This is a genomic window from Streptomyces roseirectus (assembly GCF_014489635.1).
In the GTDB taxonomy this organism is placed as follows: Bacteria; Actinomycetota; Actinomycetes; order Streptomycetales; family Streptomycetaceae; genus Streptomyces; species Streptomyces roseirectus.
This window is the reverse complement of sequence record NZ_CP060828.1, coordinates 9,599,608-9,613,896: the sequence shown is the minus strand read 5'-3', so window position 1 is coordinate 9,613,896 and position 14,289 is coordinate 9,599,608. Positions and strand designations below refer to the sequence as shown.

General features: G+C 71.0%; 12 protein-coding genes and 1 pseudogene. 8 read left to right on the top strand and 5 right to left on the bottom strand.

Going from position 1 to position 14,289, the window contains the following annotated elements; genetic code table 11:
- Positions 1 to 133: 133 nt before the first annotated feature.
- The gene (locus IAG44_RS41405; protein ID WP_187752152.1) at positions 134 to 1,417 is read right to left on the bottom strand and encodes a helix-turn-helix transcriptional regulator; all 1,284 of its coding nucleotides are present in this window, start codon (positions 1,415 to 1,417) and stop codon (positions 134 to 136) included.
- 517 nt (positions 1,418 to 1,934) lie between these two features.
- Between IAG44_RS41405 and IAG44_RS41400 the strand changes: the two genes are divergently transcribed.
- Positions 1,935 to 2,729: an SDR family oxidoreductase gene (locus tag IAG44_RS41400; RefSeq protein ID WP_246562967.1), complete on the top strand. Its 795-nt coding sequence runs from the start codon at positions 1,935 to 1,937 to the stop codon at positions 2,727 to 2,729.
- A gap of 96 nt (positions 2,730 to 2,825) precedes the next feature.
- Here IAG44_RS41400 and IAG44_RS41395 read toward each other — a convergent pair whose 3' ends face one another.
- Both IAG44_RS41395 and IAG44_RS41390 read right to left on the bottom strand, forming a co-directional pair.
- Positions 2,826 to 4,223 carry a helix-turn-helix transcriptional regulator gene (locus IAG44_RS41395; RefSeq protein WP_187752151.1) on the bottom strand — a complete coding sequence of 466 codons (1,398 nt, stop codon included), beginning with the start codon at positions 4,221 to 4,223 and terminating at the stop codon, positions 2,826 to 2,828.
- Between the two features lie 156 nt (positions 4,224 to 4,379).
- Positions 4,380 to 5,165, bottom strand: coding sequence for an SDR family oxidoreductase (locus IAG44_RS41390; RefSeq protein ID WP_187752150.1), 786 nt, complete (start codon positions 5,163 to 5,165; stop codon positions 4,380 to 4,382).
- Between the two features lie 190 nt (positions 5,166 to 5,355).
- On the opposite strand from IAG44_RS41390, the gene IAG44_RS41385 reads away from it, so the two are divergent.
- On the top strand, positions 5,356 to 5,859 hold the full coding sequence (locus tag IAG44_RS41385; RefSeq protein WP_187752149.1) for a nuclear transport factor 2 family protein: 504 nt from the start codon (positions 5,356 to 5,358) through the stop codon (positions 5,857 to 5,859).
- A gap of 10 nt (positions 5,860 to 5,869) precedes the next feature.
- On the opposite strand, the gene IAG44_RS41380 is transcribed toward IAG44_RS41385, so the two are convergent.
- Positions 5,870 to 7,162, bottom strand: coding sequence for a helix-turn-helix transcriptional regulator (locus IAG44_RS41380; RefSeq protein WP_187752148.1), 1,293 nt, complete (start codon positions 7,160 to 7,162; stop codon positions 5,870 to 5,872).
- Between the two features lie 196 nt (positions 7,163 to 7,358).
- Here IAG44_RS41380 and IAG44_RS41375 point away from each other — a divergent pair, with 196 nt between their 5' ends.
- The 6 genes from IAG44_RS41375 (at position 7,359) to IAG44_RS41350 (ending at position 13,029) form a co-directional block, all read left to right on the top strand.
- A complete protein-coding gene (locus tag IAG44_RS41375; protein ID WP_246562949.1) occupies positions 7,359 to 7,805 on the top strand; it encodes an Rrf2 family transcriptional regulator in 447 nt (148 codons plus the stop codon).
- Positions 7,806 to 7,897: 92 nt separating this feature from the next.
- Positions 7,898 to 9,352: an MFS transporter gene (locus IAG44_RS41370; RefSeq protein ID WP_187752147.1), complete on the top strand. Its 1,455-nt coding sequence runs from the start codon at positions 7,898 to 7,900 to the stop codon at positions 9,350 to 9,352.
- An 84-nt stretch (positions 9,353 to 9,436) separates the two neighbouring features.
- Positions 9,437 to 10,183 carry a class I SAM-dependent methyltransferase gene (locus IAG44_RS41365; protein ID WP_223006847.1) on the top strand — a complete coding sequence of 249 codons (747 nt, stop codon included), beginning with the start codon at positions 9,437 to 9,439 and terminating at the stop codon, positions 10,181 to 10,183.
- 69 nt (positions 10,184 to 10,252) lie between these two features.
- Entirely contained in the window at positions 10,253 to 10,831 is a 579-nt protein-coding gene (locus tag IAG44_RS41360) for a TetR/AcrR family transcriptional regulator (RefSeq protein WP_187752146.1), read from the top strand.
- A 111-nt stretch (positions 10,832 to 10,942) separates the two neighbouring features.
- Positions 10,943 to 11,782, top strand: a complete 840-nt coding sequence (locus IAG44_RS41355) for an SDR family NAD(P)-dependent oxidoreductase (protein ID WP_187752145.1) — start codon at positions 10,943 to 10,945, stop codon at positions 11,780 to 11,782.
- Positions 11,783 to 11,832: 50 nt separating this feature from the next.
- Positions 11,833 to 13,029, top strand: a complete 1,197-nt coding sequence (locus IAG44_RS41350; protein ID WP_187752144.1) for a cytochrome P450 — start codon at positions 11,833 to 11,835, stop codon at positions 13,027 to 13,029.
- Positions 13,030 to 13,320: 291 nt separating this feature from the next.
- On the opposite strand, the pseudogene IAG44_RS44625 reads toward IAG44_RS41350, so the two are convergent.
- Positions 13,321 to 13,539 (bottom strand): annotated as a pseudogene (locus IAG44_RS44625) (alpha-L-rhamnosidase C-terminal domain-containing protein); the annotation flags it as partial.
- Between the last annotated feature and the right edge of the window lie 750 nt (positions 13,540 to 14,289).

The following is a 14,289-nucleotide window of genomic DNA, read 5'->3' as shown; positions in this document are numbered from 1 at the left end:
GAGCCCCACAAGGGAGAGGCGGAAAACCTACGGCCCACCCGTAATACCGTCCGGCGACCCGAAAAAACGCCGCCCACCGTTGACGGTGGGCGGCGTAGGAAGAAATACTCGGCGCAGCGAAATACGGACGGAATCAGGACGCGGCAGGGCTCAGTACCGCGACCAGCTCCCTTCTTCCAGAAATGGAGAGTTTCCGGTACACGCTGGAGAGATGGAACTCGACTGTCCGGACCGTCAGGAAGTTCATCTCCGCGATGCACCGGTTGCTGTACCCGGCGCGGGCCAGGTAGGCGATCTTCTCCTCCTGCCGGGTGAGCGTCGAGGCGTTGTCGGGCGCCCCCAGACGCTCCAGGGCGAGGCCGATACGCTCCTGCCAGAAGGTGTTGCCGCACTCTGACGCCACCACGGCGGCCTCGTCGAGCCGTCTGCGCGCCGCCGTGACGTCCTGACGGCGGGCCTGCATCATGCCGAGATCGTGGAGAGCCTGCATGAGCTCGGTGCGTGCGCGTGCCAGCGCCAGCAGCTCGACGGCCTCCTCCAGCAGGGCGACCGAGGTGTCGTCCCGGCGGGCCACACCCACGGCGTGCAGGGCGAGGCCGATGCCGCGCGGCGCTCCCCACCTGCGGGCCGCGATGAGTTCTTCCTCGGCGAGCGCGAGCGCGAGGTCGTACCGTCGGGCGCCCAGCGCCCCGAACACCGCCTTCGAGCGCCAGGGGATCACCGCCGGGTTGGCCACGGACGAGGTGTCCAGTACCGAGCCGCAGGCCAGGTAGTCGTCCACGGCGTGCTGGAAGTGTCCGCCGGCCATGTGGAGGGCGCCGCGTGCGGCCAGGATCTGTGCGCGGTCGGGCAGGTCGGGGGCCAGAGGGCCGGCCAGTTCGCGTTCGAGCAGCACCTGGTGTGCGCACTTGAGTTCGCCGAGGTGCACCAGCGCTTCGACCAGCCAGGCGACCGCGAGGCAGGCGGGTGACGCGGACGGACGGCGGTTGAGCACCGCCTTGAGTACGTTCCTGGCTCGCCGCGCCCGGCCGGCGAGCAGGCTGCTGCGGGCGCGCAGCAGCATCAGCAGTTCCTGGCAGCGCACCGAGCCGGCCCAGGCGGGGTCGCGCGCCAGGCGCTCGCACTGGGCATCGGCGGAGGCGAGGTCTCCGGCGTAGAGCAGGGAGAGGATCGCGAGCCAGGTACGGTGCGGGTTCACGTGCGGCTCGGCCGAGTCGAGCAGTCGTTCGGCCTGCTCCGTGACCATCACGCGTTCCACTCCGCGGTTCGCGAAGTCGAGGTTGTCCAGGGCGAGGCATAACTCGTCGGGCGGCAGGGCCGCGTCGCCGTCGCCGGACAGGAACATCCCCGGTACATAGGTGTCCGTCCCGCACTCCCGCGTGGTCGCCCGCAGTCCGGTGACGGATCTCTTGTCCACTCGGCCCGACCTGACGAACTGGCTCTCTATTCGGTTTCCGACCACTCTCGCTACCCCCATTAGTTGACTGACTACGCCACTCAGCGAATCATTCACACACGGACAAAGACGCGGAGAGCTCCGCCCAGGTCATTTGCCGTCAGAAGGGACACCAGATTCGGGACCGATCGGTCCGCCCACAAGGACGGTGTCACAGCAGCACTCTTTTGTCAAACAGAAAACCAGTGGCGCAATATCGCGCGAGAGCACTCGCAAACCCGCACTTGAAAGGTTTCACGCACATTTAATCAGCGTGTAACTCGGGTAGGGCCGCCGCCGCGTGTTTCAAAGTCAGTGCACAGCACAACCAACACTCGCAGCCCTTCCGGCGCGCCCGCAAGAGGGCCCCGGCAGCGTTGCGGGACACCTGCGAAAAGGAACGGGAGATCTGGTGGACCCCCGTAGAGACGACACTGCCGGATCGGGTCCAAGATCACGTCACGGGAAATCTCCGGACGCCTCGGTTCTGGGAGGAAATGTGGACCAGTCACAACAGGTGGTGCTGATCAGTGGTGCGAGCCGCGGAATCGGCGCGGCGACCGCGCGGGAGATGGGACGGCGCGGTTACCACGTGATCGTGAACTATCTCCGCAACGCCGACGCGGCGGCGCGGGTGGTGGACACGATCGAGTCCGAGGGTGGCTCCGCGCAGGCCGTGCAGGCAGATGTCCGTGCTCCCGGGCAGGTCGCCGACATGATCGGCCGGATCCGGGAGGACCACGGCCGGATCGACGCCCTCGTGTGCAACGCCAACACGGTGAACCCGCCGTTCGGACCGCTGCTCACGCTGCCCTGGGAGGACTTCATCGAGAAGGTGAGCGGGGAACTCGAGGGGGCGTACTTCCTCACCCAGAGTGTGCTGCGCGTCATGACGGAGGAACGCAAGGGCCGGATCGTCTATGTCTCCAGCACCGCGGCGGATTCGATCGGCACCGTCGCGGCCCACTCCACCGCCAAGGCCGCGCTCAACACGTTCAGCCGGCACGTCGCCGCCGTCGCCGCGCAGTACGGGGTGATCGTCAACACGGTCGCGTTCGGCACGGTCCGGACCGACGCCACCGCGGGGGTCATGATCGAGGATCTCCGCAAGATCATGGAGAGCCGTTCGGTGTCCGGTCGTCTCCTTGAGGCCGACGAGGCGGCGCGCACCATCGCGATGGTCGCCGGCGACGGCTTCGGCGCCTCGGTGGGCCAGGTATTGCGGGTGGACGGCGGCTTCGAGGTCCTGGACCAGCGGCTCCACCCGATGATCCAGCACTTCGAACAGACCTGAGGAGTCCACGTCGGCCGGGCGCAGCGGGTCCGTCCGGCCGTCCTCTCCCCTCCGGCGCGGGCCACCGAAACAGCCCGTCGAGGCGTGCCGGCGGCCTCAGCCGATCAGCAGTGCCGCGGTCACCAGCTCTTCCCGCCCGCGGATGCCGAGCTTGTGGTAGGTGTTCGAGAGGTGGAACTCGACCGTGCGCGCCGTCAGGTGCAGATCGAGTGCTATCTCCTTGTTGGTCCGGCCGGTGAGCGCGCGCCTGGCGACCCGCTTCTCCTGCTCGGTGAGTGACGGGGCCCGGCCGCCGCCGGCCAGCCGCCGGACAGTGGCGGCGGCATAGGCGGACCACGGCGGGAAACCCGCGTCGGCCGCTCCTTCGAGGAACACCCCCGCCTCGTCACCGCGTCCGAGTGACAGCAGCAGACACCCGAGGGAGTAGCGCACCCTGGCCAGGTACAGGGTGTCGTACGAACCGGACAGCGCCGTCTGCGCTTCGAGGAGCGCCGCGACTCCCCCGGCGTCCCGCAGAGCGACACCGAGCGCGTGCAGGGCGACGCCCCGCGCGTGGCCCGTCCCCCACCGCGAGGCCAGTTCGTACTCCTGGCGCGCGAGCAGGACGGCGAACGGGGACCGCCCCAGCGCCGACGCGCAGAGCGCGGCGAGTGAACGCCAGGGGAGGACGGCCGGATTGCGCACCCCCCACACGCCGGCATGCTCACCGCAGGCGAGGGCGTCCTCGAGTCCCAACTGGAAGTTCCCCGCGGCGAGATGTGCGGCGCTGCGGGCGGCGAGCAGTTGCGCCCGCTCGGGGTGCTGCCCGCCCGCGCCGTCGAACCCGCACTCGTGCAGCGTGACGTACGCCTGCCGGTGTCGGCCCGTCGCGCTCAGCGCCTCGGCGTGCCACGCGGCGGCCACTGCGGCGAGTGGTGTTCCCATGCCGCGTTCCCGGATCCTGCCGAACGCCGAGACCGCTTTCGGCAGCCGGCCCGAGACCGCCCAGGTCCGCGCGCGCAGCAGCGCCAGCGCGTCCCGGTGCGGTGCCGACCGGGACCACACCGGTTCGGCCGCCGCCCGCGCGCAGGCACCGATCACGGACGGCAGTTCGTTCGCGTGGAGCAGCGTGAGCGCCGCCGCCCAGAAGCCGCCGACGTCGTCCCGTCCGCGGGAGCCCAGGACGAGACCGGCCCGGCGGACGGCCTCGGCTCGGTTCAGTCCGCGATTGGCCAGGTGCAGGGCACGCAGCGCGCCCGCGCGTGCCGCCGTGCCGGGTCCGGGCCGCCCGTCGTCCTCGTGGCCGAGTGTCTGGGCGCCCGGCAGGTAGGTCAGCTGGGCGAGTTCCGGCCCGCCCGGCCCGCCCAGGGCTTCGCGCAGGGCCCGTTCGGTCAGGTCGTCCGCTTCCTGCCAGCGTCCCCGGCGCACGAGTTCCCGCCGTTTCCTCCCGGCTTCCGCGAGCGGGGGACACATGTCGTCCGCCGTCCGCTGCCGGCTCACTTCGGATGTGGTCATCGGGAAATGTGCTCCCGTCGGTCAGCGGAGTATTCCGGAATGCTTTCCTTCCGGTCTCACGAGGCGGAAAAGTTTTTCGGAGACCGCCCACACGCTGGCATGTCCTCGCCGGGGGCGGCAAGGGAGGGGTCTGAATTCTGTGGGTGTCCCACAGGTTCAGCGGAAATTCTCTGCCAGCGGGTGCAACTGACGGTCCATCACCTCGAACCCGCCGTCGACCCGGATCACCTGGCCCGTGGTGAACCCGAACGCGTCGTCCGCGACGAGGGCCACGGTTCGCGCCACGTCCTGCGGTTCCACCCGGCGTGCCACGACCGAGCGGTCGGTCGTGTACGTCCAGAAGACCTCGCCGAACGCCGATGTGGCGTCGGTGTGCACGGCACCCAGGGAGACGGTGTTGACCGTGACCCCGTACTGGGCGGCGATGCCGGCGATGTGGCGGCCGAAGGTGTTGAGCGCCGCCTTGGCGACGGAGTGGGGCAGGGCCATGCCGATGGTGTCCGACGCCGTGCTGGAGATGTAGATGATCCTGCCCGACCGCTGCTCACGCATGACGGCGAGCGTGCGCTGGGTGAGGAAGAAGGAGCCTGCGAGTTCCCCGTTGATCTTCGCGGCGAACGCCTCCCAGTCCAGTTCGGCGAACGGAGCGAAGGGCGGTGTCACGGTGTTCGCGTTGCAGACCAGCAGGTCGATCCGTCCGTGGTCGGCCACGGTCCGCCGCACCAGCGCGCTGACCTCGTCGGCGTCGCAGACGTCCGCCCGGGCCGCCTCTGCCGTGCCGCCGCTCGCCTCGATCGCCTTGACCACCTCTGCCGCCGCGTGGGCGTCGCTGCGGTAGTTCACGATGACGTGGTAGTCCCGGCCGGCCAGTTCCCTGGCCGTCGCCGCGCCGATGTTGCGGCCCGCGCCACTGATCAAGGCGATGCGCTTCGACTGGTTCACGGTGTCTCCCGTTGGGTGTCGCCGGCGTTCCCTGCTTTCTCGACCTTAATCGGGCGAACGAATTCACTGGTTTCGGAATGACCACAGGAATGGTGAGCGGGCCTTGTCGCGGCTGTCCCGCTGCTGCGACTCTGGGCACGGTTTCGGCAGGAGACAGAACAGAATTCGACGGTGCTGGAGAGGAAGAGAAATGGCGGACGGGGCGGACCTGGCGGCACGGATCGACGCGTTGTCGGCCAGGGTGCGGGAGCTGGAGGCGATCCGTGAACTCACGAGGCTGCGCAACTCCTTCCATCACTGTCTCAACGACCGGGACTGGGCGGGCCTCGGCGCCCTGTTCGCGCAGGACGCGCACCTGGACTACGGAAGTTTCGGCGGCGCCCGTGGCCGCGTGGCGATCCAGGAGTACTACAGCGCGCTGCTGCCGAAGATGGTCGAGCTCCAGCGGGCCTCCGAGGTGCTGTTGAAGAACTTCAACCAGGTGCACCAGGTGGTGGTCGACGGCGACCGCGCGACCGGTGCCTGTTTCTTCGAGGAGTACGTCAGGTTCGACAAGGAGGACGTCGTGCACCAGAGCGTCGGCCGGTTCGCCGACAGCTACGTGTTCACGGACGGACGGTGGCTGTTCGAGAGGGTCGAGCTGGAGCACTACTGGGTGGTTCCCGAGAACAAGGAGTGGCGCTGGCCGTGGTGACGGGCCTTGTTCAGGAGAGTTCGGTCATCGCGCGGAACAGGTGCCGCCGGTCGGTGAGCCCGAACTTCTGGTAGACCGAGGAGAGGTGGTGTTCCACGGTGCGGCGCGTCAGTGACAGGCGGTCGGCGATCTCGGTGTTGTCGTACCCGGCCCAGACCAGGTGGACCACCTCTGTCTCGTGTCTGGTCAGGGCCGGGTCGCCGTGGACGGACAGGAATCCGGACAGCGTGTCGGCGGCGCGGTCGGCGGCGTGCCGGTTCCCGCTGCGGTGCGCGAGCTCCGCGATCCGCCGCAGCGTCCGGCGCGTCCACACGACGTCGCGTCGGAGCCCCGGGGCGGAGCCGACCACGTGAGCGGCGTAGGTGATGTCTCCGGGGGCGTCCGAGACGGTGAACAGGTCGATGGCCTCGGTCACGAGGTCTCGCGCGGCCGGCCCGTCCTCCAGCAGGGCGGTGGTGAGCAGTGTCCGGCCGATCTCCCGGGGCGAGCCCCACTGCCTCGCCCCGGCGAGTTCGGCGTGGGCGAGCGTGTGTGCCTGCCCGTCCTGCCCGAGCTCGCGCAGGCACAGGGCGGCGCCGGTGCGCCAGGGCAGCACGGCGGGGTTGGTGACGTCGCAGGCGGCCGTCTCGGCGCCGCAGGCCAGGAAGTCCTTGAGCGCGTGCCGCGACCGTCTCAGGGTGAGGCCCAGCTGTCCTCTCGCCTGGAGCAGCGGCGCCTTGCCCGGCAGGTGCGCGGGGAGGGCGCCCGCGCGGCCTCGCCCGGTCAGCAGGGTCTCGGCCCGGTACGGCTCTCCCAGGTGGAGCAGCGCCTCGGTGAGCCAGGCCACGGCCACCGTGTCCAGTGTCCCGGCGAGCGGTTCCCGTATCAGTTCGTCGAGGATGCGCCGGGCGCCGCCCGGGTCCCCGGCCAGGAGAGTGATCCGGCTGCGCACGATCCGTACCGCCTGCGCCGCGGGGCCGGTGCCGGACCAGCGGGGACGTCCGGACAGGCGCGAGCAGTGCAGGTCCGCCAGCACCAGTTCGCCGGCGAACACGAGCGCGAGGAGGGAGTGCCACGCGCACCCGGGGTCGGGGCAGCGGTCCGCGTCGTCCAGCTGGGCCTCGGCGTGCGTCACGACCGTGGCCCGGTCGACGCCGAGGCCGAGGAGCGTGAGGCGGTGACGGTGGTGGGTGCGCCGGCAGGCGCAGGTCTTCTGTGCGTGTGGGCCGCTGGGGCCGCCGAGCAGCCGGGTGAGGTCGGGAGCGGGCGGGCGGGCGGGTGGACCGGGCAGCGACGTGAGGACCGTGCCGGTCGGCTGCTCCACGGGCGTTCCTTCCTCGGGGCCCGTCGGCCGGGCACTCGGTGTCTGTGGATCACGCTACTGCGCGTGTGCGCGCTGTCATTACGGATCACCCTCAGGTTCTCCGCGCCCGAGGGGGGCTGCCGCGTTGACCACCCGCCAAACTGCCACTACGCTCATTACAGTTCGATCGGCGGGTGCCGGCCGGGAAGGGGTCACGGTGGGTGTCAGCAGCAGGAGCGCGGTCGCGATCCACTCGCTCACGATGCTGGCGCGCTGGGGCGATCACTCGCTGACGTCGGCGGAGATCGCGGAGAGCCTGGCGAGCAACCCCGTGCTGGTGCGACGGATCCTCGGCAGCCTGCGGGACGCCGGTCTGGTCCGGTCGACCGAGGGGCGCGGCGGCGGCTGGACGCTGGCCCGTCCACCGCGCGAGATCACGCTGTACGAGGCGTACGCCGCCGTCGAGGCGGGCCCGGTCCTGTCGCGGCACCCGCATCCGCCGAGCGCGGAGTGCGAGGTGGGGCGGAACATGGAGCGCCTGCTCGAAGTGGAGTTCCGGGAGGCGGAACGGGCCATGGAGGAACGGCTCGGACGGACCACGATCCAGCATCTGGTGCAGCAGGTCCTGGCCGGCGAGCAGGAGCGCGCGCACCTGGCCGGCTGACCGGCCGACGGCGGAGGGGACACCCTCCGCCACATCTTTACCCTAAATGTAACTACCATGGTGGCAGTAAGTCGCCCGAAGGACGTTTCCGAATGACTTCCACATCGACGACCGGGCGAACCCGCTCAGAACTGGCCTTACTGGCAGTGCTGATGCCGGCGATCCTCGTCACGGTCACCGCCAGCGACATGGTCAATCTGATGCTGCCGACGATCAAGGAGGAGTTCGGGGCCTCCGAGGCGGAGCTCGCCTGGATCGTCACCGGTTTCCTGCTGATGTTCTCGGTCGGCATCCCCCTCTACGGCCGCATCTCCGACCGGGTCGGACTGCGGCGCCTGTTCGCCTTCGCGCTGCTGACCTACGCCGCGGGCAGCCTGATCTGCGCGGTCTCCCCCAACCTCGCGGTACTGGTGACCGGCCGGATCGTCACGGGCATCGGCGCGGCCGCGATCCCCGTGCTCGCGATCATCGCCGTCACGCGGCTGCTGCCGCCGGAGAAGCGCGGCATGGGCATCGGCGTCGTCTCGGCGGGCGCGGGTGTGGGGACGGCGGCCGGGCCGACGGTGGGCGGCGGCATCGGCCAGCTGCTGGGGTGGCCGGCCCTGTTCTGGATCATGCTCGTCGTCTCGCTGCTGCTGCTTCCTGCGGCCTGGCGGGTACTGCCGGACGAGGCTCCGGACGGCGGCGGGAAGATCGACCTCCCCGGCGGCGTCCTGCTCGGACTCGGCGCCGGACTGGTCCTGTTCGGCATGACGCAGGCTCAGGTCTCCGGCTTCACGGCCGCCCTGTCCTGGGGCAGTCTCGTGATCGCGGTCGCGTCGCTCGTGCTGTTCGGGTGGCGGACCGTCCGGGTCGAGCAGCCGTTCGTCCCGCCGTCGCTGTTCGCCAACCGCGTCTACCGCACCAGCCTCTTCGTCGCGTTCCTGGCGATGGTCGTCAACCTCGGCGGCCTGGTGTTCGTCCCCCTGCTGCTGGTCGAGGTCAACGGGCTCACACCGGGCGAGGGCGCGCTCGTCATGATCCCGGCCGGTGTCGCGACCGCGCTGCTGTCGCCGCTGATCGGCCGTCTCGTCGACCGTGTCGGCACCCAGGCCACGGTGCTCTCCGGGCTCACCCTCATCGGGCTGTCCGCCCTGGCACTGTCCACCTTCACCGACGGCTCCTCGGTGCTCCCCGCGGGCGCCGGGATCCTCGGGATCAGCATCGGGTTCATCCTCGTGATGACCACGATCATCGGCGCGGCGGCCGGCGAACTGCCCGCCGAGCAGGCCGGTGTCGGCCTCGGCATCCTCCAGGGCGCCCAGTTCCTCGGCGCCGGCACCGGCCCCGCCGTCTTCGGCGTCCTGGTGTCCGCGCGGCAGCAGAGCGGCAGCGGCGCCGTCAACCCCCTCTACTCCGGCGACGAGGGCGCCGCCTACTCCGACGTCTTCCTGGCGATGACGGCGGTCGTCGTCCTCACGCTGGCCGTCGCGTCGCGGATGCGGCCGACGAAGACGGCGGCGGCTCCCGCGGCCGTCCCGGCCGAGGCGGCCGACACCGTCGGGTAGGAGCGGGCGCACCGCCCGACAAAGCCTGTCCCCCTCACGCACAGCGCGGCACGGAACTGATCCCCACCGGCAAGGAGATCCGGCATGGCCACGGAAGAGCAGACGTTCTCCCGGCAGAACATGGAATTCGACGCGCTGTACGCGGGCCGGGCGGCGTTCGGCGGCGTCGCGCCGGGCGAGAAGATGATCCCCTGGGACATCGGTGAGCCCCAGCGGGCCGTCGTGGAGCTGGCGCGTGCGGGCGGCTTCACGGGCAAGGTGCTCGACGCGGGCTGCGGGCTGGGGGAGAACGCCATCATGCTGGCGGACCAGGGGTACGAGGTCACCGGCGTGGACGGCTCCCCCAGCGCGATCGAGCAGGCGGGACAGCGCGCGTCGGCCCATGGGGTCCCGGTGCGGTTCCTGGTCGCCGACGCCACCGAACTGCACGGTGTCGGAACCGGTTTCGACACCGTGCTCGACAGCGGGCTGTACCACTGCCTCGACGCCGGGCAGCGGTCGGCCTATGCCGCCGCGCTCCACCGGGTGTGCCGGCCGGGCGCCACGCTCCATCTGTTCTGCTTCGCCGAGTCCATGCCGTCGGGAACACCGATCACGCAAGAGGCTCTGGTCAGCAAGGACGACCTGCGGACCCGTCTCGGCCGGCACTGGCGGATCCTGGACATCACCGAGGCCGTCTTCGCCACGAGCTTCACCCACGAACTGCTGGCCAGGATGGGAGAGGCGGGCGCGCTGGACACCGGTCCGGCCCGGGAGCCGGGAGAGGTCCAGGTGGACGCACAAGGGCGCGTACTGACGCCGATGTCCTACGTACGCGCGCTGCGCAAGTGAACGTCCTCACGGCGGTGGATCCGTGGCATTCCCCCGGTACTGGACCGATTGGTCTGCTAGCCTCGGCCCATGCCCCGGAAACCCGCTCCAGGCACCCGCGAGCGCATTCTGGACGTCGCCGCCGACCTGTTCGACCGGCGGGGCGTGCACGCGGTCGGCATGCAGCAGATCATCGACGGAGTCGGGTGCGGCAAGCAGTTGCTCTACCGGGAGTTCCCCAGCAAGGACCACCTGGTGGTGGCCTATCTCGAACGGTCCGCGCAAGCCTGGGCGTCGACCCTGGCCCGGGTGTGCGCCACCGTCGACGCGCCGGAGGACCAGCTGGTCGAGCTGGTCCGGGCGGTCCAGGGCATGGCGCCGAACACCAGAGGGTGCCCGCTGCGCAACACGCACGCGGAGTTTCCCGATCCCGGCCATCCGGCCCACCAGGTTTCCCTGAAGCACTTCCAGGACGTCCGCGAGCAGTTGCGTGAACTCGCACGCCGGACTCCGGCCGCACACCCCGACCGGCTCGGCGACCGGATCATGCTGATCATCGACGGGCTCTATGTGAGCGGGTCGACCCTGGGCCCCACCGGCGCCGGGGCGACAGCCGTAGGGCTCGCCCAGGACGTGGTCCGGGCGGAGATCGCCGCCCAGGCCGTCTGACACCCTTCCCCGACCTCCCCTCTGCCCCCGTCCCGGGGTGAAGTCTGCCCGCCGGACGGGGAGTCGCCGCAGCACCACAGTTCACCCTTCAGTGTTTCGAGGAGCATCACCGTGAAGACCATCGTCGTGACAGGCGGCACCTCCGGCATCGGACAAGCGCTCGCGCACACCTGCCTCGAGCGGGGCGAGCGGGTGGTCGTGGTCGCCCCGGACCCGGTGAAGGGGAAGAAGTTCCTCGACACGGCGCAGCGGACCGGCGCGGAGGGCCGGGCGTTCTTCATCGAGGCCGACCTCAGCCTCGTCAGCGAGAACCGGCGCGTGATCGCCGACATCACGGAGACCTTCGAGGCGGTGGACGCCCTCGTGCTGTGCGCCCGCTACTTCCGCAGCTACCGGACCGTGACGCCGGAGGGGTTCGAGCACAACTTCGCCCTCTACTACCTCAGCCGGTACCTGCTCGGACGCGGACTGGCCGGCCCGATGAACAAGGCCGACGCCCCGGTCGTCCTGAACATCGCCGGTCCCGGGGTGGGACCGGCGGGCGTCAAATGGGCCGACCTCGGGCTGGAGCACGGCTACGACGGCTGGTCGGCCATGTTCCAGGGCGGGCGGCTCAACGACCTCCTCGGAGTCGCGTACGCCGAGCCGGGCAACGGACATCGCGCCCGGTACGTCCTGCTGTTCCCGGGCGGCACCCGCACCGGTTTCGCGGGGGACTTCGACCCCGCCACCGCGCTCCACATCGAGCAGATGAAAAGGGCCGCCCAGCCGGTCGGGACCACGGTCCCTCCCCTCGTCGAACTCATCGAGTCCCCGCCCCACGCGCCCTTGAGCGCCTTCGTGGAGGGAATGCCCCTCAGCCTGCTGCGCCCGGCCTTCGACAAGCGCGACGCCGCCCGGCTGGAGCGCGTCACCCGGGAACTGCTGCGCGACACGGCAGGCGCCCCGTGACCGAGACCCGCTGACTGCCCCCACACACCGTCAGGAAGGTTCCGAACGCCATGACCGAACCGGTGTCGATGCCCCACAACCAGCGCCGGAGCACGTGCCCTTTCCGGCCCGGAGCCGAACTCGCCGCGCTCCACCAAGACCCGGCGCTGCCCCGGGTCCCGGTGCCGAACTCGCAGCTCGGCGAGGTCGAGGCGGTGCTCGTCACGCGTGAGGAGGACGCCCGCGCGGTGCTGTCCGACGTCCGGTTCGAGGTCGGGTTCGCCTTCGAACCGGACGGGACCGGTCCGCGCTCGGTGATGAATCAGCCCGGAGTCCTGCTCAACTACGACGGCGAGGAGCACACCCGCTTCCGCCGGATGCACGCCGGGGTCTTCAGCATGAAGCGGATCCGGACGCTCAGCGGCGTGATCGAGCAGACCGTCGAGGAACACCTGGACGCCCTGGAGAAGGCCGGCCCCGGCTCCGACCTGATCACGACGTTCGCCGAACCGCTGCCCCTGATGGTGATCTGCGAGTTGCTGGGCGCGCCGCTGGCGGACCGGGCCGCCATCCTGGCGCGCAGTTCGGTCGCGAGCAGTGTCGACACCACGCTGGAGGTTCAGCAGGACAACTTCGCGGCGATGATCGACTACATGGCCGAGCTGGTCGCGGCACACCGGCGGGACCCCGGCGACAACATCCTCGGGGACATCGTCCGCAAGCACGGCGCGACGCTGAGCGACGACGAGTTGGTCGGCATGGGCCTGGACATCCTCGTCGCCGGACACGGAACCCTCTCCGGCATGATCGGGCTCAGCGTGCTCACCCTGCTGACGCACCCGCGGCAGCTGGCGGCGCTGCGCGACGACGACGCGCTGTCCGGCGGCGCCGTCGAGGAGTTGCTGCGGCTGCTGGCCGTGGCTCCCCCGCTGATCCGGCGGGCGAGCGCCGACGTGTCGGTCGGCGGGCAGGAGATCCGCGCCGGGGAGTACGTCGTCGTCTCCACCCTCATGGCCGGTCACGGCGCCGCCCTCCCCTCTCCGGCGGGCGAACTCGACCTGTGGCGCAAGCCCGTACCGCATCTGGCGTTCGGGTACGGCCGGCACCAGTGCGTGGGACAGCAGCTCGCCCGCCTCGAACTCCGTCTCGCGCTGCCCGCGCTGCTGCGTCGCTTCCCGGGGCTGCGGCTCGCGGTCCCGGTCGAGGACATCGAGTACCGCACCGAGTCCCTGGTGTTCGGTGTCAGGAGCCTCCCCGTCACCTGGTGACCGCCCCTCACCGCCCGGCCCGCGCCCCCAGCCCCGCGAGCGCGCTCTCCACCGCGTCCAGCACCTCCAGCGGAGCCTTGTCCAGGAGCTCGCGCAGGGACCTTCCCGGGCGCCAGCGGGTGGTGCGGCGGAAGGGGTCGGCGCGGGAGGGGTCGATGCCGTGGATGGCGTCGAGGACGGCCCGGTAGGCGCGGGCCGGGGACGCGGTTCGGTCCAGGTCCAGGTGCCGCCGCCGACCTCGTGGCGGTCGCCGGATGGGAGGTCCACGACGGCGCGGGTGCTGGGCGGCACCTCGGCGTGGAAGCGGACCCGGCTCCCCTCGCGCCGCCGGCCCGCGCGGGCCGGCCCGTACGGCGTCTCGTGCCAGGCCGAGGCGTCATCGAGGCCGTCGAGGACGGTCGGCGCGATGTGCAGGACGCGGTAGCCGGGCTCCAGCGGGCCGAGTCCGGCGACGCGCCGGTGCAGCCAGTCGGCGACGGCGCCGAGGGCGTAGTGGTTGAAGGACGTCATCTGGCCGGGGTCATGGAGCCGTCGTCGAGCATGGAATCCCAGCGCTCCCAACCGGACAGAGCCAGGACGGGCACGCGGTCCGCAGGAGCAGGCGGGCGGCGGCGTCGGTGTGGCCGGTGGGGCCGGCGCCTCGCAGATGACCGGGGTGCCGACGAACCCGGTGGTGATGCGGTAGCCGGCCGCGCGGACGAGGTCGCGCAGTAGGCGGTGGGCGCGTCGGACATCATGCTCCCGCGCGGGGTGACGTACGCGGCGCGGAAGGCGACGGCGACGCGGGCGGCGAGGTCGACGGAGACCGACGCCTGGGCGGGCGAGCGGGCGTGACGGGCGCTCAGCACGCCGGCGATGCCCCGGCCGCGCGGCCGCGCAGCTCGTCCTCGACGTCGCCGACGGGCGAGACGATGATCCCGGCGACCCGCTGCTGTGCGAAGAGCTGGAGGTATTCGCGCTCGCGCCGGCGCGATCCGGTGTCGTCGGCCGTCAGCAGGTACAGGCCCTCGGCGGAGACCCGCCGCTCGATGGCGGTCGCGGTCTCGGGGTGTGGTGGCGCCGGCGAGTTCGAACGCCAGGCAGCCGACGACCGGGCTCGCGCCGGTGCGCGGCATGCGGGCCGCCGGGAGCTTGTGGGGCTTGTGGAAGTAGTTCGGCACCGAGGACTGGGACACCCGCACCGACCTGGGCGGACATCGCGGTCGGGCCCGACTCGCGGCCGACGGCGCGTTCTTGACGGGGCACCACGGCGACCCTAGG

Excerpts from the sequence above, each read along its gene's own strand:
- IAG44_RS41370 (WP_187752147.1), top strand. The coding sequence starts at position 7,898 with ATGACTTCCACATCGACGACCGGGCGAACCCGCTCAGAACTGGCCTTA.
- IAG44_RS41350 (WP_187752144.1), top strand. The coding sequence starts at position 11,833 with ATGACCGAACCGGTGTCGATGCCCCACAACCAGCGCCGGAGCACGTGC.
- IAG44_RS41395 (WP_187752151.1), bottom strand. The coding sequence starts at position 4,223 with ATGACCACATCCGAAGTGAGCCGGCAGCGGACGGCGGACGACATGTGT.
- IAG44_RS41365 (WP_223006847.1), top strand. The coding sequence starts at position 9,437 with ATGGCCACGGAAGAGCAGACGTTCTCCCGGCAGAACATGGAATTCGAC.
- IAG44_RS41385 (WP_187752149.1), top strand. The coding sequence starts at position 5,356 with ATGGCGGACGGGGCGGACCTGGCGGCACGGATCGACGCGTTGTCGGCC.
- IAG44_RS41360 (WP_187752146.1), top strand. The coding sequence starts at position 10,253 with ATGCCCCGGAAACCCGCTCCAGGCACCCGCGAGCGCATTCTGGACGTC.